The 20,814-nt window shown below is 40.7% G+C and carries 19 protein-coding genes; 16 read left to right on the forward strand and 3 right to left on the reverse strand.

The annotated features are described in order from the left end of the window. Positions 1-7: 7 nt before the first annotated feature. The gene (locus BMZ99_RS10670) at positions 8-691 is read right to left on the reverse strand and encodes a DNA alkylation repair protein (RefSeq protein ID WP_090936524.1); all 684 of its coding nucleotides are present in this window, start codon (positions 689-691) and stop codon (positions 8-10) included. 198 nt (positions 692-889) lie between these two features. Between BMZ99_RS10670 and BMZ99_RS10675 the strand changes: the two genes are divergently transcribed. After that, the gene (locus BMZ99_RS10675; RefSeq protein WP_090936527.1) at positions 890-1,453 is read left to right on the forward strand and encodes a bifunctional transcriptional activator/DNA repair enzyme AdaA; all 564 of its coding nucleotides are present in this window, start codon (positions 890-892) and stop codon (positions 1,451-1,453) included. Positions 1,454-1,471: 18 nt separating this feature from the next. Here the strand turns inward: BMZ99_RS10675 and pdxR are convergent, their stop codons facing one another. Next, positions 1,472-2,896, reverse strand: a complete 1,425-nt coding sequence (gene pdxR, locus BMZ99_RS10680; protein WP_090936530.1) for a MocR-like pyridoxine biosynthesis transcription factor PdxR — start codon at positions 2,894-2,896, stop codon at positions 1,472-1,474. Between the two features lie 202 nt (positions 2,897-3,098). Here pdxR and BMZ99_RS10685 point away from each other — a divergent pair, with 202 nt between their 5' ends. The 7 genes from BMZ99_RS10685 (at position 3,099) to BMZ99_RS10715 (ending at position 10,293) form a co-directional block, all read left to right on the forward strand. Continuing rightward, positions 3,099-3,572, forward strand: a complete 474-nt coding sequence (locus tag BMZ99_RS10685) for a pyridoxamine 5'-phosphate oxidase family protein (RefSeq protein ID WP_090936533.1) — start codon at positions 3,099-3,101, stop codon at positions 3,570-3,572. A gap of 200 nt (positions 3,573-3,772) precedes the next feature. Continuing rightward, positions 3,773-6,571, forward strand: a complete 2,799-nt coding sequence (locus BMZ99_RS10690; protein WP_090936536.1) for a PAS domain S-box protein — start codon at positions 3,773-3,775, stop codon at positions 6,569-6,571. A gap of 176 nt (positions 6,572-6,747) precedes the next feature. Further along, positions 6,748-7,080 (forward strand): YtxH domain-containing protein, encoded by a 333-nt coding sequence (locus BMZ99_RS10695; protein WP_090936539.1) that lies wholly within the window; start codon positions 6,748-6,750, stop codon positions 7,078-7,080. Between the two features lie 363 nt (positions 7,081-7,443). Then, entirely contained in the window at positions 7,444-7,731 is a 288-nt protein-coding gene (locus tag BMZ99_RS10700) for a sll1863 family stress response protein (RefSeq protein ID WP_090936542.1), read from the forward strand. Between the two features lie 93 nt (positions 7,732-7,824). After that, positions 7,825-8,130: a hypothetical protein gene (locus BMZ99_RS10705; protein WP_090936584.1), complete on the forward strand. Its 306-nt coding sequence runs from the start codon at positions 7,825-7,827 to the stop codon at positions 8,128-8,130. A 78-nt stretch (positions 8,131-8,208) separates the two neighbouring features. Continuing rightward, entirely contained in the window at positions 8,209-8,772 is a 564-nt protein-coding gene (locus BMZ99_RS10710; protein ID WP_090936545.1) for a lipid-binding SYLF domain-containing protein, read from the forward strand. Between the two features lie 447 nt (positions 8,773-9,219). Next, on the forward strand, positions 9,220-10,293 hold the full coding sequence (locus tag BMZ99_RS10715) for an HD-GYP domain-containing protein (protein ID WP_090936548.1): 1,074 nt from the start codon (positions 9,220-9,222) through the stop codon (positions 10,291-10,293). A gap of 89 nt (positions 10,294-10,382) precedes the next feature. On the opposite strand, the gene BMZ99_RS10720 is transcribed toward BMZ99_RS10715, so the two are convergent. After that, the gene (locus BMZ99_RS10720) at positions 10,383-11,657 is read right to left on the reverse strand and encodes a GGDEF domain-containing protein (RefSeq protein WP_090936550.1); all 1,275 of its coding nucleotides are present in this window, start codon (positions 11,655-11,657) and stop codon (positions 10,383-10,385) included. 247 nt (positions 11,658-11,904) lie between these two features. Between BMZ99_RS10720 and BMZ99_RS10725 the strand changes: the two genes are divergently transcribed. The 8 genes from BMZ99_RS10725 to BMZ99_RS10760 form a co-directional block, all read left to right on the forward strand. Then, positions 11,905-12,450 carry a guanylate kinase gene (locus BMZ99_RS10725; protein WP_090936553.1) on the forward strand — a complete coding sequence of 182 codons (546 nt, stop codon included), beginning with the start codon at positions 11,905-11,907 and terminating at the stop codon, positions 12,448-12,450. A gap of 54 nt (positions 12,451-12,504) precedes the next feature. Next, positions 12,505-14,055, forward strand: coding sequence for a sigma 54-interacting transcriptional regulator (locus BMZ99_RS10730; protein WP_090936556.1), 1,551 nt, complete (start codon positions 12,505-12,507; stop codon positions 14,053-14,055). Between the two features lie 211 nt (positions 14,056-14,266). Continuing rightward, positions 14,267-15,649, forward strand: coding sequence for a tyrosine phenol-lyase (locus tag BMZ99_RS10735; protein ID WP_245754917.1), 1,383 nt, complete (start codon positions 14,267-14,269; stop codon positions 15,647-15,649). Between the two features lie 156 nt (positions 15,650-15,805). Next, positions 15,806-17,197, forward strand: a complete 1,392-nt coding sequence (locus tag BMZ99_RS10740; RefSeq protein WP_090936559.1) for an amino acid permease — start codon at positions 15,806-15,808, stop codon at positions 17,195-17,197. Between the two features lie 98 nt (positions 17,198-17,295). Further along, positions 17,296-18,201: a hypothetical protein gene (locus BMZ99_RS10745; RefSeq protein WP_090936562.1), complete on the forward strand. Its 906-nt coding sequence runs from the start codon at positions 17,296-17,298 to the stop codon at positions 18,199-18,201. Positions 18,202-18,358: 157 nt separating this feature from the next. After that, on the forward strand, positions 18,359-19,762 hold the full coding sequence (locus tag BMZ99_RS10750; RefSeq protein WP_090936565.1) for a hypothetical protein: 1,404 nt from the start codon (positions 18,359-18,361) through the stop codon (positions 19,760-19,762). A 150-nt stretch (positions 19,763-19,912) separates the two neighbouring features. Then, a complete protein-coding gene (locus tag BMZ99_RS10755; protein WP_090936568.1) occupies positions 19,913-20,461 on the forward strand; it encodes a YueI family protein in 549 nt (182 codons plus the stop codon). 89 nt (positions 20,462-20,550) lie between these two features. Then, a partial coding sequence (locus tag BMZ99_RS10760; protein ID WP_139214759.1) for a helix-turn-helix domain-containing protein occupies positions 20,551-20,814 on the forward strand: 264 nt, incomplete at its 3' end.

Here is a 20,814-nt window from a genome sequence, read left to right on the forward strand (position 1 = left end):
AAGAGTCTCAGCTGCGCTTCATGTTGCGTATGATGACCTTGGTTTCTTTGCTTACACGGAAGGATTCCGTGATTTTTTGCAGTGTTTTGTTGTAGGTGAAGTCATCCAGTTCATTGTCTGTTAGATAGATCATCGTTTTTTCAGGATAGTGAACAAAGCAGATGGAAAGGGCCCAGGCTGCTGCCATTTTAACGTAATAGCTCTCATGATGAACCTGATTGAAAAGCAGGAGCACTCTGTCGATATATTCATCTTCGATGTAAAAGGTTAGCAGCATCACGATGCCAAAGCGCAGGTCGTATTCTTTTTGCGACAGCAGGAAAGGCTGTAGAAAATCCCAAACCCTTGCAGGATGCTCTTTGGTAATTTTGAAGCTGCCGCAGCACCAGTCACAGACTGCCCAGTTGCTGATTTTTGGCACAAAGGCGGCAATTGCCTGCAAGATTTCCTCGATATCTGCCTTTGCATAGCCGATGATCAAGCCTTGGAGCATGACTTCTTCGTAATACTCATCCTGCACCACAGCAATCGTACTGCGCCAATCGTTCTTGGCAAGTTCTTTTGCCAGTTTTCGCAATCGTGGAAGGCGTACTCCCAAAATATTGTCCGCACCTGGTACCAGCTTGCTTTGAAACTGCCGATACTCTTCATCAGCCAAGCTGCGGATACGCTCTTTTATTGTCTTCTCCATACATCCTCCCTCTCGTTTAAAAGCGCGATAAAATCGCAGCTGACAAATTTTTCGATAGCTGTGAATTTATTTTATCATAGGGATTCTTTGGTGTGAATGTCCCTAAAATTACAAAGTGAAATACCGTAAGACGGTAGCGATATCTTTGCTATAATAAGAGTAAGATAGATGTAGGAGATGCAAGATAGGGGGAGCAGTATGACAGCATTAACGACAGAGGAAAAATGGAAGGCTGTTGTTGGTTGTGACCATTCATATGACGGCAGATTTTTTTATGGTGTGAAAACAACAGGCATTTTTTGCCGGCCATCGTGTAAATCCAAAGAACCAAAGCGAAGCAACGTTGAATTTTTTGATGAAATTAAAGATGCCTATGCGTATGGATTACGGCCTTGCAAAAGATGTCGTCCGGATTTAAAGGAGTTTTGCCCTGTATTGGATATCATTGAAAAAATTAAAGAGATCTTTGATGCTCATTTTGCTGATAAGGACAGGCTTACTGCTGAAGTTAAAAAGCTGGGAATTAGTCAAAACCATTGTATTCATTTGTTTCGCCAGCAATTTCAAATGACACCTGTAGAATACATGAATAAGCTGCGAGTGGAACAGGCAAAGCAGATGCTTGTCAGTACCGAGTTAACCATCGTACACATTGCACTGGCATGCGGCTTTAGAAGTCTTTCTACTTTTTATGAATGTTTTAAAAAATATGTCGGATTCCCTCCTAAAAAATATCGGGAACAAAGCAGTGCTCATAGCTAATGAGTAAGCATGGTTTGGTCATTTGTGACCAAACCATGCTTTATTTAAAAGCGTAAGTCCATTGAAGATTTCCTTTTCATTTAGCATGCTGAAGCCAAGTAGAAGTGTATTTTCAGGACGATTTTCTGTTGCGTGCCAAAATGGCGTAGTCGGGTACACTTTTACCTGATACTCTTTTGCCTTATCGATCAGCCAATTCTGCTTTTCTCCATTTGCAAATTCCAAAAGGATATGCAGGCCTGCATTGCTGCCTTGTATGATGACCTTGTCGCCCATGAGTTGTGTGATCGTTTTCAGCATGATATCATGTTTTTTCTTGTTGTACAGGCAAATCTTTCGCAGGTGACGTTCCCAGTGACCGCCTGCCATATATAAGCTGACAATTTTTTGTTCCAGCCATGGAATCGAAGAAGAGTACCTCGCAAACATGGCATGATATTTGGGCAGCAGCCATTTAGGCAGAATCATATACCCCATACGAAGTCCGGGAGAAAGTGATTTTGAAAACGTGCCCATATAAATCACCCTTCCGCTGGTGTCAAGTGACTGGAGTGCAGGGATGGGTCTTGCATGGTATCTTAATTCACTGTCGTAATCATCTTCGATAATGATGCCGTTTGCTTCAGTTGCCCAATGAAGGAGATGAAAGCGATTTTGAATAGGCATAACCACACCAGTCGGAAATTGATGGGACGGTGTAATGTAAGCCAGCTTCGCGGAGGAACGCTCCAAAGTCGAGACCTGAATCCCATCTGACTGTACTGGAATTGGCAGGATTTCAAATCCATTGTTCTCAAAGACGGTTCGTGCACCATTATAACCAGGCTCTTCCATTGCCAGCTTACGATTGCCGTCCGAGAATAACTTACACACCAAGTCTAACGCATATTGCGTTCCGCAGCAGAGTACAATTTGGTCAGGAGTACAGGAGACGGCTCGTGCTTCCTGCAGATATTTCATAATTTGAATTCGTAAATCTAGCTCGCCTTGTTTATCATTGTAAGAATTGATTCTTCGCGCATCCAATGACAAAAGAACCTCCGCAGTAAAGCGACGCCACAAGGAATACGGAAATGGAATGTCAAGATTTCCATATTGAAAATCATAGAGGTATTTTTCAGACTCCTCAGAAGTGAGCGGTGATTGATCGGCATCGTCTGATTCATGGACTGGCTCTTTTGGCTGTTCAGCAATAAGTACTTGATCATTCATATTTTGAACAATGAAACCAGAACCTGGTTTATTTAAGACATAGCCTTCAAGGCATAGCTGAGAGTATGCGTTTTCTACTGTGTTTCTGGAAACGCAAAAATTTTTTGCAAATACTCGTGTGGGTGTTAGTCGATCACCTTCCTTGAAGGTGCCTGTCAGAATTTTTTTCTTTAGCTGTTCATAAATCTGCTGATACATAGGCATATGTAATGTGCCATCTATGTGGATCATGAAATCTTCTCCTTGCAGTACCATGAAGTAGTCTGCTATTTTAAAATTGTATCTATTTAATTATCTTAAATTGGCACTTTTAATACTGCCAATTTATATATTATGATACTATCACAATCAATTTATAGAGACAAGATGGACATATAAAATGGTTGAATGACTTGATCTTTCAACAAGATCATCACGTTTAGGAGGAGCACTTATGCAGCATCGAATGAAAACCCATGCGTTAACCAAAAAGGAGGTTGAGGAGCTATTGGAAAGAGCGCAGGTTGGCAGAATCGTAACGCAAAATCAGGATGGATTTCCTTATGCAGTTCCTATCCATTTCGTATATCACAAGGAAAAGATCTATACCCATGGACTGCCGAAGGGACAGAAAATCGACAATATCAAGCGAAATTCCAAGGTTTGCTTTGAGGTGGATGAAATGTTGCGTCTCATGTATGATGGAGTTGAAAAAGCTTGTGATACCAATACCCAGTTTACGAGTATTATTGCATTAGGAAATGCTGTGGTGCTGGAAGACTTAGATGCTAAAAGAGAGATATTAGATAAAGTCGTTGCAAAATACACGCCGCATTTTGCAGGAGAAATACTTTCAGAACAGCGGGTAAAGGGGACTGCTGTGATTGAGATTGCTGTTACGGAATGTACGGGCAAATATTATAGGTAAAATACATAGCCATTTCATTCGAACGATACAGTAGAATGGAATGGTTTTTTAGTGAAAAAAAGTGCTGAAACGGCAAGAATAAAGAAAGATTGACAAATTTATACAACAATGATATCGTGCAATATGTAAACTCAATAAACTGCGGTAGAGCACTTAACTTCTCATCAAGTTGAAAAATGAAGAACTTAGAGGAGGTCAGGATGACGCATAGTAAGTTGAAAGGCGAAAGCATCGATCCATTGAATAACGAGTTTTATAAGATGGTAATGGAACAAACGCCCGATATTATTTTGGTAGTCCGTTCAGATGGTCGTATTTGGTATGCCAATGAATCTGCATCATCGACTTATGGTTATTCGATCAAAGAGCTGCTGACTCTTCGCATTCAGGATCTTCATGGGAAAGAGCTTGCAGAAACGGAGAAGAGTAAATGTTTTACGGCCAATCAAAGTGCTCTGGTTTATCGTACAACCCATTTGCACAGCGATGGGAAGGAATTTCCTGTTGAAATGAAATGTCGGTGTGCTGCATTTCAGCAGGACGCGGTTTACCTGATTAGTGTCAGGAATATCACAGAAGTAAATGAGTTAGAATCTGCCATTCAAACCTGTCATTACGAACGGAATCAATTGGCAGAGGATTGGATGAATTTATTTCAGAATGCTCCTGGCGGTTACCATTCCTTGCATTTAGATGGAAGCTTTATTTATATGAATGATACAGAGCTAAAATGGCTGGGATACAGACGAGAAGAAGTAATTGGAATCCTTTGCTTTGAGGATATATTGACAGAAAAGAGCCGTGCTAGATACCAAGCCTATGCTGCCGGAGTAAAAGAAAAGGGGCAGATTGGTGAGACGGATCTGGAAATGGTTCGCAAAGATGGTTCTGTTTTTCCTGTTTTGATCAGTACGTTATTTATAAAAGATGATAGTGGTCATTATTACAAAAGTTTATCAACTTGTATTGATATTACTGAAAGAAAGCTATGGGAAGAGGGGATTCTTGCCAGTGAAAACAAGTACCGGGCACTTGCTGAGAATTCCAATGATCTTATTGCCCGCTATGATGGCGAGTGCCGATATTTATATGTGAATCCAGCAATTGAACCGATTGCCGGAATGCCCAAAGAGGCATTTATAGGCAAGACAAATGAAGAGCTTAAGCTGCCCCGTGCTTTTTGCATCATTATTAGGCAGGGCATCAAAGGTGTGCTGAATAAGGGGCAATCGATTCAGCGGGAATTGGAGCATTTTATTGACAATAGAAGAATGGTTTTTCATTTGCAGCTTGTGCCAGAGTTTCATACCGATAATAGTATTGCCTCTGTACTGTGTGTGGGGCGTGATATTACCAAGGTTCGTGAGCTGCAGGATGAAATGTTCCGGAATGAGCTGAAATATACGAATTTATTTGAGCACATGAGCGAAGGCTTCAATTATGAAAGAATTATAACCAATGACGATCATAGCATTATAGATTCGATTATTTTAGAAGCAAACGCTGCCTATTGCCGTATGGCTAACCGTTCCGTGAACGATATTATCGGCAAGAAATCGAGTGAGATTACCTTAACGAGTATCTTGCCAGAATTAAGTTGGGTAAATTTATGCCAAAAGGTAATAAATGAAGGGCCTACTACCATAGAGTGCTATTCCTTTCCATTAAAAAAATGGTTTTCTGTTATTGCTTATAGTCCGATTCAAGATCATCTGGCAATCCTTTATATTGATATTACCAAACGAATGGAGGCAGAAAAAAAGCTGCAGGAAAGTGATAAACGATACAAAGAACTGGTTCAAGCAGCCAAAGTCATTATTGTGATCATCAATTCATCTGGTGAAATTATTTTTATGAATGAATGGGGACTGTCATTTTTTGGGTTCTCTAAAGATGAACTGATTGGACAGTCTGTTTTTGATACGATCGCACCGGAATATGACTCAATGGGGCAAGACCTGCGCGAAGTATTTGAAGGATTAAAGAATAATAATGGTTCTTTTCAGCGTCATTTGAGTGAAAATATGACTTCTTCAGGAAGACGAGTATGGATTGATTGGACAAATCGTGTGGTAATTGATCCCGTAACAGGTGAATTTCAGCTGTCGGCAATTGGATTTGACGTTACGGCTACGAAAAAGGCAGAACAAGAGCAATTATATGGATATGAACGACGCAAGCGCAGAGAATTGTTGAATGATGTAATTCATCGAAGAATTTCTCAAGAAGAATTAGTGGCAGGAGCTGCTCAATTGGAATTGAAAATAAAACCGCCCTTTGTAATTCTTTTGCTGGCGACTCCTTGGCAAAGTCTGCCCCAAAATACGTCGATTGAGGAAAGTGGGGAGCGGCAGCATTCTGTCGATCGATTGGTTGATAACATCCAGCGTCAAATCGGAGGCGTGACCTGGCAAACCCAAGAGGGGATAGCCATTTTATACCCTCTGCCGGTTAAGGAGCTTCGGGTATCACTCAAGCAGACTAAGGTCGTGGCAGAAGCGGTTACAGAGCAGCTGACACGCTTTTGGCAAGGAATGCAGATTCGCGGTGGTATTTCTCATTCTTCAGAAGCAACATTTTTGATTGCCGATGTCTATGATCAGGCACGTCTGTCACTTCTATGCAGTCCTGTACTGTATCCAGAAAATCTGCTGCATTATTGGGAGGAGCTGGGGTGTTATCAATTTATTTTTAATGACTGCTCTTCCCAGCAGGCAAGGCAATTTATTAACTATCATTTGGGAGCGCTGTTAAACCCTGAGGGCAAGGGAGATCAAAGTGAATTGCTTGCCACCCTCAAAGAAGTCATTACCGGAGCATCTGCCCAGACAATTGGAAAACGGCTTTTTGTGCATCCCCAAACGGTTGTTTTTCGCAAACGAAATTTAGAAAAAATGATGGGCGTTGATTTAGATTCATTACAGGTTCGCATGGATGTATCCGTTGCATTAAAACTTTTATCGCTGCTGGAGACAACTTCTTCTGGTAGTGAACAGTAAGTTTCAAAATACATCCTAAACTGTCAAAATGGTAATCAATTTATATACTTTTGATAAAATGATAGCTTATTTTAGGACAATCCTTATTGAAGTTATCGCAGGGGAAAGAGTGAAGTAGATGTAATTATATATTACATTACTACTAATTGATGAAATCATGATGGGAGGACGAGGCTATGTCGATATTGGATTTGCTGCAGAAGGGGAAACGAAACCGTGAGAAACGAGTACGTCAAAAGGTAGCAATTGGTGCTACGTTAGGAATGACAATTGGAGCGGTTGCTGGGGTTTTGCTGGCACCTAAGGCTGGGAAGGAAACTCGTGCCGGTCTTGCAAAAAATGCAAAGAATGTTACAGAGACAATTAAAGAGATATCTGCGAAAACTCAGGATTTGGTAGCTGAGACCAAAGGAAGACTTTCTGAAAAGTCACATGATATCATGAGTGATGTTAAAGAAAAGATTTCTGACATAAAAAAGGAAAAAAATGAAGATTTACCTGCAAAGTAAGATAGAAGCACATAAAAACATGTAAAACCACGGCCAGGCAGAAATGCTCCGCCGTGGTTTAATTTTATACAATTATTATAAAATAATTCTTATTTCTATGGAAAAACTTATTGCAAGTATCGCAGGAAAAAGAAGATTTTAGTGAAATATATATTTATAAGTCATTGAAGTGGCAAGTTATGTCGAAAAACGGTGCAGTTATACCTAATCAATCAGATAAGAGTGGAGCTTAATGCTAAGGAGGGAGTGAACAGTGAGTTTAGTAGTAGTAGCAGCTTTATTGTGCTCTGTTTTTTGGGTAATGGGTAAATTAGCAAGAAGAGATTGGTGACGTATCCGTTCTAGGATGTGGAGGGGATATGGATGAAAAGTCAAATCTATCAATGGGAATGGGTGGATTCGTATTTAATGCAGTATAATCAAATTTTGCAGGATTTGAAAGGAAGGGCCTCTACCATTTCCCCGAGTCAGAAGTTAGATTATCTTAAACAAGTTCAATGGCTTGAGGTGGAGCAAAATCGTTTTAAAGCTGCTTACAGAAAAGTGCAGGAAAGCAGCGAGTGTGAGCAGGAGGAGATGAAAGATGTGCTTGGCGATGTTTTACAGAACTTAAAGAAGTCTTTTGCTCTGGTGATAAAAAAATATAAGTAATCGGTCTTAGGGAATGCTTAATAAGTTGCAGTTGATGCAGTAACGCATTGGAAAGTGGGGATAAGAGTGTATATATCTATATATGATATCGGAATGACAATCGGATTTTTGATTGCAGTGACAATTGGTATTTATTTGATTTATGTCCTACGAAAAATAGCACTTATACTTGATGATGTTAAACGAATTCTTAATGTTAGTGAAATAAGTTTAACAGAAACGATATCACTATTGCCTGCGGTATTGGAAAATGTCAATCAGATAGCCGCAAGTGTTAAGGAGACAGCCAGTCAGGCAAATGATGTGATCGATGATGTAAAAGTAGAGTGGGAAACGCTAATTATTTACGCTAAGGCCGTTGTTGAGATTGTACGAGCTATTTTCTTTAAAGGTAAATAAAATAGTGGTTTACATGTGACATACATAAATGCGGCAGAAAGATGGAGCTTATAGAGCTGTGCCAGGGAGGAAAAAAGTATGAAATTTATGCGAGTTATTACAATCGTAATGCTTATTTTAGGTTTGATGGTTTCTGTAGTAAGCGCCGCAAGCAAGGAAGAAAAGCGTCAATCGATACGAAATTCAGCGCAGGAAACCTTGGATAAACTTTATACGGTTCATCCAGGTGCCAGACAAGCTGTTGAGAATGCTGTAGGATATGCTGTCTTTCGTATTACCGACGTGAAGGTAGTTTTCCTAGGAGGCGGAGGCGGCAAAGGATTGGCAATTCATAATGCTACCCAAGAAGAAACGTTTATGAGAACAGGTGATGTACAGGTTGGATTTGGGCTTGGTATTAAAAAATTTGATGTGGTTTTAGGATTCCAAACGCAAGAAGCGTATTTAGATTTCATCAATGATAAATGGAATGTAGGTGGGCAGGCTACTGCAGCAGCGACAGATAGTGTAAGTGGAGGAGCCTTAGAAGGAGCTGTCTCAGCGGGCAAGGATACTTGGATGTATCAATTGACCGATAAGGGACTGGAAGCCAGCTTAACCATCAGAGGAATTCGTTACTTTAAGGATAAAGATTTAAACTAACTGATGAATGCTGTTAGCACCCTAGAGTAAAGAAGCCATAATCACACGTTAGGCATTCATGCCTGTCATTAAACCCTGCTCTCTCATAGAAAGCATTAGTGGGAAAATAGCGCACTTTTCAAATGCAGTGAGTACATTAATAAAAAGAGGGTTATACTTGCAAATGATCAAGGCAAAAAACACAAGACAGGAAATCCAATATACGAAAATAGATGATCAGAAAAAAACCGCTTTTCTAAGATGGAAGTAATCATCATTAGAAAAGCGGTTTTTATTTGCGATGCTGCAACAAAAATAAATGTTTCTTTCTATACCTTTCGGTAGTGGCAGAAAGTTTCCAAATCCTTTATCCTATAGATAGCTAATAATTTATAATGCCATTTTATTGTCTATTTATACGAAAAGCAATTTTTAGTAAAGAGATGGAAATATTGGAGGAATTCATTCATGAAAAAAGTAGCTAGTGCTGATCTGCAGCCGGGTATGATTGTTGCGGAAGCGATTCACTCTCTGAGCGGGAAACAAATTTTGTTTCCAAAGGGAGGAACCTTAACCGATAAAACGATTCAAAATATAAAGAACTGGGATATCGCCTATGTTAGAATTGAAAGTGATACGGAGTCTGAGCCTGACATTATTGAAGAAAAAGGAGAAGAAGTCTCTGAATTACCTCCGGTATTGATAAAAAAGGCGATGGATTTTGATCATACGTTGCAGGATTCGATTGCCCAAGTTGAGGAACTATTGAATGAGATAAGGAATAATAAGAAGATTGATATTATTCCTTATCATAAGATAGCATCAGCAATTTTTGAACATCTTACGTATCCAACCGAGGCAGTAAATCGTTTATTATTTAGCTTAGCACCACATAACTCATTGGCCTACCATTCGGTAATGGTGGCAGCTTTATCAGGTATGCTTGCGCAGTGGATGAATTTTTCTTCTAAAGATATTAAAGAAATTATCTTTGCTGGATTGCTGCACGATGTGGGAAAAACCCAGCTTCCACTTGAACTATTGATGGATAAAAATCCTGCTGCAGCAGATTCAGAAAAGATACAAGCTCATGTTCTTTTGACGTTCCGATTATTGAAAGACATCAAGGCTCTTTCTCCTACGATTTTAACAGCAATTGTTCAACATCATGAATATATGGACGGCAGTGGATATCCTCGTCAGCTAGCGAGCGAGAATATCCATGTTTTCGCACGAGTGATCGGAGTTGTGAATCATTTAAGCAATATTATAGCGGAATCAGAAAGTATCAATCCCTTTACGCTATTGCAAGAGATTAAGTTAAAAATGTTTACGAAGCTGGACCCAACGGTCTGTGATGTTTTTTCCCGGCGTATTAATGACTATCTGCTTAGCAGTTCTGTACTTTTAGAAGACGGGCGCAAAGCAAAGGTAGCATTCTTGCCGAATGTAACTCCAACGTATCCCATTCTGCAAGTTGAAGATGAATTTATTGATATGATAAAAGATAAGGAAGTAAAAATTGTCGGGCTTATCATGTAATCGGTAGGGGAAGTGATTCGTAATCCCTCCTGGATGTAACAGTGCTTTTACATCTAGGAGGGATTTTTTTAATAATGACTAGCGAACTGTCATTGACTGACGCAATTGCGTCCATTTTCTTTAGCGCGGTATAGGGCTTTATCTGCTAATTTAATGACTTCGTCAGGGCTTATTTCTTTATGGCTGGAATCTGCTGCACCGATACTGACGGTAACACTCAGCTTTTTAGGAGTACTTTTCTTGCGTTTACTATCTTGGCGCAATACAAATTTACTTTTGGCGATTTCTTCTCGCAGCGTTTCTAAGTACGGGATTGCTTCGCTGAGGCTTTTGCCGGGAAATAATACGGTAAATTCCTCGCCGCCGTAGCGAAAGGGTTTGCCGCCTTTAAAGTTCTTCATAACCTTGCCGATTAAACGAAGAACATCATCACCTGCATCATGTCCATAGGTGTCATTAAATTTTTTGAAAAAGTCAACATCGACCATTGCAATGGTATAGTGGCTGTCAAGCTTCAGCATGTCTTCGTTAAGGGAACGGCGTGAGGGCAAGCCAGTAAGCTCATCTAAATAGGCCTTAACATAATAATCTTGAATGACAGATACAATAATCATTAAACCTGCGACAGCATAGAAGAAGGGGATTGCAATTTCAATAGAATTAAAATGGTGAGCAAAAGCGACTGCGGTTAAGGCACCAAAAATCGTTGTTTTGAAGTGAGAGTTCGTTCTTCTGCGTTTGGTCAGTAGCAAAATGCCTGCTAATAAAAAGGCAGCTAGTGCAGTATCTGGAATGGGTGTTGAAGGCATAAAAGAAAAAACGGATATACGTTTACTGATTTCGTTAAAAAGCTCTCGATCGCCAGATAAGACCAGACCCATTACAAAAACGATTTGAAGAAAGATAAAGAGAAAGCACTGTTTTCCCCAGCTTGAAAGAATTCCTCGTTCAGAGAAAGAGGCAAAAAAGAGCAGATTTAAAGGAACCAGCAGGCTGACCATTAAATAAATTCCGTGCAGGGCAAAGTCTTTATCTAGATGTGCGGGAATCGGAAGGGACATTCCTAACTGACTTAAAAAGAGAATAAATAGGATAAAAAATGCACGGCTGCGACTAAAGCAGGAGGTAATTGCAATTCCAAAAAGAAGTATCATATAAGAGATGGTAGGTATGGCAGAGAGTAGGGAAGCTGGCAATTCATCAAAATGAAAAAATGCAATTCCTGCGAGCAGTATAATTCCCAATGGAGTGGTGCGAATCGCAGACAAAATACTGGTAGCAACCGCACTGCTATTTATTTGAGGCAAAATCGCCTTACTTACTGCATTGTTTTTACTAACCTTTTTTTTATAGACTCTTGGCATGGGGTTCCTCCTAGGTAGACTGGATTTCAAAGAAATTTGTCAAATTTAGTATTATAATGACTTACTATAGTTCGATAATAAAAAAGAATCTTCCTTCTATCTTTTGGTATAGAAGGAGACTTCTTGCAGTGTTTTTTTCATTAAGGTGTTTGCAAGGGGGATCGGCTTTGCTGATAAAAAAATATATATTTCAATCGCAAAGAATATATATACAGTATGGTCAGCTTATATTATCCGGGGGTGAATCATGTTCTCAATTATTTCATTTACAGGTCCTAGCGGATCAGGAAAGACAACGATACAAAAATATATAGGCACTGCACCTATTATTACGTTTACTTCTCGAAAACCAAGAAAGAGTGAAATTGACGGTGTACATTACCATTTTACGACTCGTGAAAATATACTGGAGATGAAGGAAAAGGGGGAGTTGCTGGAAGTCACCGAATATAGCGGAAATCTGTATGCATCCCATCTAAAGACGATCCATGAAGTTGTAACAAATCAGCAAAGAAGATCAATTGTAGTCGATGTTCATGGTGCCAGAGAGTTAAAGAAACATTTTAATGAAAGTGTTTTTCAAGTGGGGGTTTTTGCTTCAAAAGATGAATGCAGGCAGCGGATTTATAGTCGGAGTGACAGTAATGTTGAGAAAAGGCTGTCTTCTTATGATGAAGACGTTAAGGGGATGTTGGAAATCTGTAATCTAGTCATTATTAACTCGGAGGAAAACTGGCTGAAGAATAAAAAAATCCTTGATTTTTGGCGTCAAAGTTTTAGTGAATTCAGCTAGGCAAGGTCTTAGCAATAGGATCTGGCTGCATGTGATAAAAGAGGAGTGAGAAGCTTGCGTTTGCGCATGCCTTGTTGTGACCGGATTGGGTTAGTCCGTGATATTAGCATCATTCTGGAAGAACGTAAAATTAATATTGTAACGATTGAAGTGGAGCAGGGGGCAGTTTTTCTGGAGTGCCAAGGGGTACTCCAAAAGGGTGAGAGAGAACTGATTGAAGCACTTGAAAAGGTGGATGGTGTACATCATGTGGAATTTACTCGATTTATGCCTTCGAAAGAGCGGGTGGAACAGCTTGATGCGGTATTGACTTCTGTCCGAGATGGAATTTTAGTAGTGAATTGCGATGGCAGTATTATTCAATGTAATGCTGCCGCTGCCCGCATTTTAAAGAGTGCTCCAGGAAAAATCATCGGACAATCCTTAGAGGAGAATTCCTTATGGAATACGCTGGTGGCAGATACATTAAAAACAAGATGTTCATATAAGGACCAGGAGATGTTCGTCGAAAGCATCAGCAGTTATTGTGTAATGAGTACGGTTCCTCTTAAGGATACCAATCATGAGGTGATTGGCGTCGTAACGGTACTTCGCGATATTGGAGATGTTAGGGAACTGGTGAAAAAGATGACTGCATCCCTGCCTGTCAATTTTGGCGATATTACCTGTGACAGTATGGTCATGAAAGAGCTGATTCTGCAATCACGCCGATATGCATTAAGTGATTCTACGGTTTTGATTCGGGGGGAGACGGGAACTGGTAAGGAACTTTTTGCAAGAGCACTACATAGCGGTTCTGCAAGATCCCAAGGCACTTTTGTACCGATTAATTGTGCAGCGATTCCAGAAACATTAATGGAGAGTGAACTATTTGGCTATGAAGATGGAGCTTTTACTGGAGCTGTCAAAGGGGGGAAGCCGGGACTCTTTGAATTATCCAATGGCGGTACTCTATTTTTAGATGAAATAGGAGAAATGTCAGTGCATTTGCAGGTAAAATTGCTGCGGGTACTTCAGGAACGGCGAGTACGGCGATTGGGGAGCTCTCGTGAAGTAGCGGTAGATGTGCGTGTTATTACGGCTACGAATCGCAATTTGGAAGAGATGGTGGTTCGTGGAGCCTTTCGGGAAGATTTGTATTATCGGTTAAATGTAATTCCCCTTACGATTCCTCCTTTGCGGGAGCGCCCGGAGGATATTGGTTTGTTAGCTAAGTATTTTTTACAGCGTTTTGCGGATAAAATGCGTCGTCCTGTACATGGCTTTAGTAAGGAGTCGCTAGAACGACTAGAGCAGTATAACTGGCCTGGCAATGTGCGGGAGCTGGAGAATGTAATTGAACGGGCAGTAAATCTGGTAGACGGTTCCCAGGTTCGTCCCGAGCACATCTGCCTGGGGAGAATTGCGGTGACAGGCAATCCCTCAGCAAGCATACAATTCGAGACCTATCAGAGTTTAAAAGAACGCTTAGCGGAGACGGAATGTGCTATTTTAAAGGAAACGCTGAGACGATATCGCACTTCGAGGCGAGTGGGCTCTGTCTTGGATTTGTCTCACACGGCAGTATTAAAAAAGCTGCGAAAATATAATTTATCCAATGAATAGCGGAAACTTTTTGCACTGTTGGAAACTTTCTGACAATAAAAGATTGCCAAATGATTACATCCTAAGTGTGCCAATTCAAGAACAATCGTATCTTGGAACTTGGCACACTTTTTGCATTTAGTAATAATGAGTTTACCGCTATTTTAAAGTAAGTGCAAAGAAGCAGCGAATGGGATTCGTAAAATGAAATGATTTCAAGGAGGATGATGTGATGATGGAACGTAAATTTATGGCTGAGCCGTATAAGACCAAGATGGTGGAAACCATTCGAATGACGACTCGACAAGAACGAGAAGAGGCAATTGAACGTGCAGGGTATAATACTTTTCTATTAAATTCTAAAGAATGTTATATTGATTTATTGACTGACAGCGGTACGAATGCGATGAGTGACAATCAATGGGCTGGTATGATGCTTGGAGACGAGGCCTATGCAGGTAGTGTTAATTTCTTTGAGTTAGAAAAAACAGTTCGTGAAGTGTATGGTTTCAAATATGTGGTACCGACTCACCAAGGGCGGGGTGCAGAAAATATTTTATCGCAAATAGCAATTAAACCTGGTGACTATGTTCCGGGCAATATGTATTTTACCACGACTCGTGCTCATCAAGAGTTGAATGGTGCTACTTTCGTAGATGTGATTGTCGATGCAGCTCATGATTCGCAGAATGAAGATCCTTTCAAGGGAAATGTAGATTTGAAGAAACTGCAGGATTTAATTGATCGGGTTGGCAGTGATAAAATTCCTTACATCTGCGTAGCCGTAACGGTAAATTTGGCAGGCGGTCAGCCCGTCAGCATGGAAAATATTCGTGCAGTACGAGAGCTTACCAAAAAACACGGCATAAAAATTATGTTTGATGCTACTCGCTGTATCGAAAATTCCTATTTTATTAAGGAGAGAGAAGAAGCATATAAAGATAAATCCATCGAAGAAATTGTAAAAGAAATGTTCAGCTATGGTGATGGCGCGACCATGAGCGGCAAAAAAGACTGCTTAGTCAATATTGGCGGATTCCTTGCGCTGAATGATGAAGCCTTATTTCAAAAAGCCACTCAGCTAGTTGTACTATTTGAGGGGATGCCCAGCTATGGAGGTTTGGCTGGCCGGGACATGGAAGCAATGGCTCGCGGAATACGTGAATCCGTCGATTATTACTATATTAAACACCGTGTAGAACAAGTTCGCTATTTAGGGGAAAAATTAGATCTAGCTGGTGTGCCCATTGTAAAGCCAATTGGCGGTCATGCGGTTTTCCTTGATGCGAAACGATTTTTGCCCCATATCCCTCAGGATCAATTTCCGGCGCAAGCCTTGGCTGCTCAGCTTTATATTCTTTCAGGGGTACGTTCCATGGAGCGGGGGATTATCTCAGCAGGGCGGGATGCAAAAACAGGAAATCACTACTATCCTAAATTAGAGCTCGTTCGTTTAACAATACCTCGTCGTGTATATAGCTACGCTCATATGGATGTAGTCGCTGACTCCGTCATTGAGCTGTATCAAAATCGTAATCAAATTACCGGGTTAGAAATGATTTATGAACCGCCAGTATTACGCTTCTTTACAGCTCGCTTTAAGCCCCTCACATAATGAATAGCAATTAATTAAGTTGTTTAATAGCTCTATTTGAAAAAGTGTTACTTTTCCAAATAGAGCTATTTTAGGATGAAAAGAAATGCAGGAAAGGATCAATATGCCTGGAAGTTATATCTATTAGAAGGATTTCATTTAATAGGAGGATGACCAATGGATATTTTTCGCACAAAAAGCATTTCGATAATGGAACATGAGGCTAAAACCCATTCTCTTAAAAAGTCTATGGGAGCTTTAGATATTATATTAATCGGGATCGGCGTAATTATTGGTACAGGAATTTTTGTTTTGACGGGTGTAGCAGCTGCTAAATATGCTGGTCCTGGCATTATGCTATCTTTTGTGATATCAGGGCTTACTTGTGCTTTTGTATGTCTTGCTTATGCAGAACTCGTTTCTATGGTTCCTATTGCTGGCAGTGCCTATACTTACACGTATGCGGCTTTAGGCGAAGGAATTGCCTGGCTGGTTGGCTGGAATCTGGTACTGGAGTATTCTGTAGGAGCGAGTGCTGTTGCAGGCGGGTGGTCTGCGTATACCGTTGGACTGCTCAAATCAGCGGGTATTGATATTCCATTTGCATTAACGGCGGTTCCGGCAGATGGGGGTATTGTGAATTTGCCTGCCGTTTTAGTCACACTGTTTATGACGTTTTTATTAGTGCTTGGCGTCAAAGAAAGTGTAACCGTGAATCGGATACTGGTGGCCGTCAAACTGGGAGCGATTTTCATATTTTTACTCATGGCGGGTCCCAAAGTGAATGTCGCGAATTGGACGCCATTTATGCCTTTCGGCTTTGCTGGTGTTTCTGCTGGTGCTGCGGTGATATTCTTTGCCTATTTAGGTGTCGATTCGATTGCTACTGCTGCCGAAGAAACCCGCAATCCCAAAAAAGATATGCCCATTGGAATTATTGGCTCTTTAGCTGTATGTACGGTTTTATATATTGCTGTGGCAGCCGTTATGACAGGAGTAGTGCCCTATTATCAATTAAATAATGCAGAACCTGTAGCGTATGTTCTGCGAACTCTTGGTTATAATTTTGGTTCGGCTTTAGTTGGTACAGGTGCGATTTGCGGACTTTCTACCGTGTTGCTAGTTATGATGTATGCACAAACCAGGGTGTTTTTCACTATGTCCCGGGATGGACTGATTCCATCGGTTATTGGTAAAATCCATTCAAAATATCGGACTCCTCATATTATTACCATCATAGTAGGTATAGGTGTAGCGCTCATCAGCGGTTTTACTCCCATTGGTATAGTGGCTGAAATGTGCAGTATTGGTACCTTATTTGCCTTTGTCATAGCCACAATCGGCGTAGTGGTTCTTCGAAGAACAAAGCCGGATATGGAACGCCCTTTCCGCTGTCCCGCAGTCAATGTTGTTGTTGTGCTAGCTGTACTTTGCTGTTTTTATATCATGTATAACTTAGCCTTTGCCACTTGGATTCGATTTTTGGTTTGGAGTGCAATTGGATTAGGTATCTATGGATTATATGGTTATTCTCATAGCAATTTACAAGAGAATAGCAAACCCCAATAAAAATAAAATGTACGAAGTCCTGCAAAGTTGAAAAATTTTGCAGGACTTTTGCATTGTAAAAAGAAATGAAAATGAATGTTGGAAGGGGTTGAATTAGTATGAAACGAATCATGCCGATGATTTTATTATGTCTGATCCTTGTTGTTGGGGCAGTTACTTTTTCTAAGGAAAAACATACAAGTGTGGCAGCAAATCCGCAGCAGGTTACATCAAGGGAGTTTAAGCTTCTTTTAAAACCGGATGCATTCACAACGCGCAATATAGGCTACCAATCTGTTTGGGAATGCATAACGTCCCTAGCTAAGGAAAGAGGCATAGCAGTAACTGAGAATAGTAACCCATACCTTGAAGACGAAGGTACGGTAACGTATCTTGATACCCAGATGAATGATTTTTATAAACAAAATTATATCCTTAGAAAACGGATACAATATGATGATGGAATTCCTAAGAAGCATGGTGAGCTAATGCTGAAGTATCGCAGTGATGATGTAAGTTTGGCAGCGGCGGCAGATGTAGCTTCTTCACTTGGAGTTAAGGCAAAAGATAAGCTGGAACAGGATGTCAATATGGATGGTAATCATATTGGATCGCTGCAGGGGGTATTTTCTCATAGTAATTCGATAAAAAAAATACAACTGCCAGTAGGGAATTCTGTAGCAGATTATGCTGCATTTTTCCCAGGCCTTGCAAAACTAGCGAGTGATGATCAGACAGTATTACTTCCTGTTAATGATATAACAGCCCATGAATACAGTATTTCACCTGGTTCCTTAGACTTTCATTCGGGATTACTAGCAAAGGTTGAACTATCTGTATGGTATACCGATGGCAAGGAGTCTCCGGAAATCGGGGAAATTTCCTTTAGCTACAGTTTGAAAAATGCATCTCCTAAATCTGTGGCAGAGAGTGAAAGCTTCTTTAAAGAATTGCAAAAAAGAATAGAAGCGAATTTATTATCAGGCATGACAAAAACTGAATTTGTTTACAGCGATAAAAAGTGAAATCGAAAAATGAATAAAACGATAATCAATAGGTGAGTGAAGCTCAGTTCTGCATTAGGCAGAACTGAGCTTTATGTTTTGCAGCAGCAAGCATAGTAGCTCTTTTTGTACGATTTGCATACACTGTCATAGTACTGAATTTCGAGGGGGAGGTTTCATGCTTGAGCTGACTTCTTTACATTGGATTTTCACTAGTTTTATTCTTTTGATTATCCTTACTATGGCAATGCGCAGAGATACAAGTTTGATTTGCATTATCGGGATATTTTTGCTGGGGTATGTGGCAACAGGTACATTGAATCAGGCTGTTATTGGGATATTTAATAGTTTTGTGTATGCGATCAATGAACTGTCAGGCACGATTTTAATTATTTCCCTCATCGTAGCTATGAGTAAGGCTCTGCTTCATGCCGGGATCAATGAAATTATGGTAGAGCCTTTTACGAGGGTTATTCGTACTCCAGGTATGGCATATTGGATGATTGGCTTGTTTATGATGCTTATTTCCTTCTTTTTCTGGCCTTCACCAGCAGCGGCACTTATGGGTGCTGTACTGCTGCCAGTCAGCCGCCGCGTTGGTTTGCCGGCTATGGGAGTTGCTGTTGCGATGAACTTGTTTGGGCATGGAATTGCGCTCTCTGGAGATTTGGTGATTCAAGGTGCTCCCAAATTGACCGCGGCAGCCGCAGGAATTCCAGTTCAGGAAGTAGTCAGTGCAAGTATTCCCTTATTGATTGTAATGGGAGTAGTAACAGTAAGTGCTGCCTATTGGTTATTAAAAAGGGATATGGCTCTTGGAAAATTAACGGCAGATAACGAAATGGTTGTAGTCAGTGATCGCAATGATCAGGATGATCTGCCGACTCTTTCCATTCTGTCTGCTAAAACAAAAGGTTGGATCGCAGCTATGGTTCCGGTTCTCTTTGGACTGGATGTGGCTGCACTGTACGCTTTTAATTTGCGAGGGTCAGATGCAACAGCTTTGATTGGCGGAACCTCTATCTTTATTATGAGTATCATTTCTCTTGTAGCTCACCGCAATAGAGGTATCGAACAAACGACTGCATATTTGTTAGAGGGATTGAAGTTTGGCATCACGGTCTTTGGACCTATTATTCCCATTGCCGCATTTTTCTACTTAGGTGATAGTGGCTTCACTTCTATATTTGGCAAGATCCTACCTGTAGGATCACAGGGATTAGTGAATGATTTAGGCTTAGCTATGGCGCAAATGGTTACGATCAGTCCCGCCATTGGGGCATTTACAATCATGATTGTAGGAATTATAACCGGGCTTGATGGTTCGGGGTTTTCGGGTATATCTCTCGTTGGATCGTTAGCAAAGCTTTTTTCGGTTTCCATTGGTTCCGGGATAGGAACATTGACTGCATTAGGGCAGATTGCAGCAATATTTACTGGCGGAGGCACGTTAATTCCTTGGAGTGTAATCGCTGCTGCTGCCATTTGTAATGTGAGTCCTTTCGAGTTAGCACGGCGCAATCTGTTCCCAGTGATGATTGGTCTTTTGGTAACAACGATCGCTGCCATCTTCTTAATTTGATTTATACCTTGGCGGTGCAATCGATCTGCATCTTTCTTCGGCGATTGGAAATGGAGCTAATAATATGATATAGTTTTCTATATCATATTATTAGCAGAGTTAGGAGGGATTGCTATCGATAGCCAAGAACAATCAAAGAGTATTAGCAGGATGGTGCAAAAAGATAAAGTTGAGCAGGCGTTATTAGTGGGTCTGCATGGAGCACCTGAATTGAAATATGATGAGAAGGTACAGTATCTGGGAGAATTTAGAGAACGAATTATAAGGAAATTAACCATAGAGCAAGTACGAGAAAGAGCGATCTATCCAGAAATCCTTCAAGTACTTAGGGAGTCTAGAGCAAGCAAACTGATTATTAATGGGAACATCGATTATCGGTTTATTGAAAAATATAAAGCCTTGGCAGTGAGTTGCAATAAAATAAGTACTGTGCGCAGCGATCCTAGCTTCCAAGGGGATACGGGACTTATTGTGATCAGTGATGAAGCTGTAGATATACAGGATATTGAGGTCGAAGACCGGAGCAGCCGATTAAGGCGTTTAGGAATACCTTCAGCACTCATTGAAGCAGCTGGGCAAAAGATATGTAAGGATTGTATGAATCAACTTACTCTGGCAGATGAAAATGAAAAAATCAATTACCAGCAGCTGAATTGGATGGATCGTTTAAGTGGTGACAGCTGCCCAGGACATAAATAAGATAGTAAATAGAACTCTCGCCTTTGTGATATGCTACCCCTAGACAGGACAGTGAAATAAAAAACACTGTTCAGTCTGGGGGTAATATTATGCCGAAAAAAGGAAAGCTAGCGGCAGAAGAAAAAATACGTATCGTAGAATCATATCTATTCGGAAAGGTCGGATGTTGTGAAGCGGGACGATTGGCAGGAGTAAATCATAAGACGATTGCAGATTGGGTCAGCCGATATAAGTCGGAAGGGCCGGCAGGATTTCTGCCCCAAAAGCACGATCGGGCATATAGCAAGGAAACGAAGCTATCGGCGGTTTTTGATTATTTGGCTGGAAAAGGTTCTTTGCAGGAAATATGCCAG

Origin of the sequence: Pelosinus propionicus DSM 13327 (assembly GCF_900114615.1) — a bacterium.
Taxonomy (GTDB): domain Bacteria; phylum Bacillota; class Negativicutes; order DSM-13327; family DSM-13327; genus Pelosinus; species Pelosinus propionicus.

Excerpts from the sequence above, each read along its gene's own strand:
- BMZ99_RS10705 (WP_090936584.1), top strand. The coding sequence starts at position 7,825 with ATGACAATCGGATTTTTGATTGCAGTGACAATTGGTATTTATTTGATT.
- BMZ99_RS10755 (WP_090936568.1), top strand. The coding sequence starts at position 19,913 with ATGGTGCAAAAAGATAAAGTTGAGCAGGCGTTATTAGTGGGTCTGCAT.
- BMZ99_RS10710 (WP_090936545.1), top strand. The coding sequence starts at position 8,209 with ATGAAATTTATGCGAGTTATTACAATCGTAATGCTTATTTTAGGTTTG.
- pdxR (WP_090936530.1), bottom strand. The coding sequence starts at position 2,896 with ATGATCCACATAGATGGCACATTACATATGCCTATGTATCAGCAGATT.
- BMZ99_RS10685 (WP_090936533.1), top strand. The coding sequence starts at position 3,099 with ATGCAGCATCGAATGAAAACCCATGCGTTAACCAAAAAGGAGGTTGAG.
- BMZ99_RS10720 (WP_090936550.1), bottom strand. The coding sequence starts at position 11,657 with ATGCCAAGAGTCTATAAAAAAAAGGTTAGTAAAAACAATGCAGTAAGT.
- BMZ99_RS10670 (WP_090936524.1), bottom strand. The coding sequence starts at position 691 with ATGGAGAAGACAATAAAAGAGCGTATCCGCAGCTTGGCTGATGAAGAG.
- BMZ99_RS10725 (WP_090936553.1), top strand. The coding sequence starts at position 11,905 with ATGTTCTCAATTATTTCATTTACAGGTCCTAGCGGATCAGGAAAGACA.
- BMZ99_RS10740 (WP_090936559.1), top strand. The coding sequence starts at position 15,806 with ATGGATATTTTTCGCACAAAAAGCATTTCGATAATGGAACATGAGGCT.
- BMZ99_RS10745 (WP_090936562.1), top strand. The coding sequence starts at position 17,296 with ATGAAACGAATCATGCCGATGATTTTATTATGTCTGATCCTTGTTGTT.
- BMZ99_RS10715 (WP_090936548.1), top strand. The coding sequence starts at position 9,220 with ATGAAAAAAGTAGCTAGTGCTGATCTGCAGCCGGGTATGATTGTTGCG.
- BMZ99_RS10675 (WP_090936527.1), top strand. The coding sequence starts at position 890 with ATGACAGCATTAACGACAGAGGAAAAATGGAAGGCTGTTGTTGGTTGT.
- BMZ99_RS10700 (WP_090936542.1), top strand. The coding sequence starts at position 7,444 with ATGAAAAGTCAAATCTATCAATGGGAATGGGTGGATTCGTATTTAATG.
- BMZ99_RS10735 (WP_245754917.1), top strand. The coding sequence starts at position 14,267 with ATGATGGAACGTAAATTTATGGCTGAGCCGTATAAGACCAAGATGGTG.
- BMZ99_RS10695 (WP_090936539.1), top strand. The coding sequence starts at position 6,748 with ATGTCGATATTGGATTTGCTGCAGAAGGGGAAACGAAACCGTGAGAAA.
- BMZ99_RS10750 (WP_090936565.1), top strand. The coding sequence starts at position 18,359 with ATGCTTGAGCTGACTTCTTTACATTGGATTTTCACTAGTTTTATTCTT.
- BMZ99_RS10690 (WP_090936536.1), top strand. The coding sequence starts at position 3,773 with ATGACGCATAGTAAGTTGAAAGGCGAAAGCATCGATCCATTGAATAAC.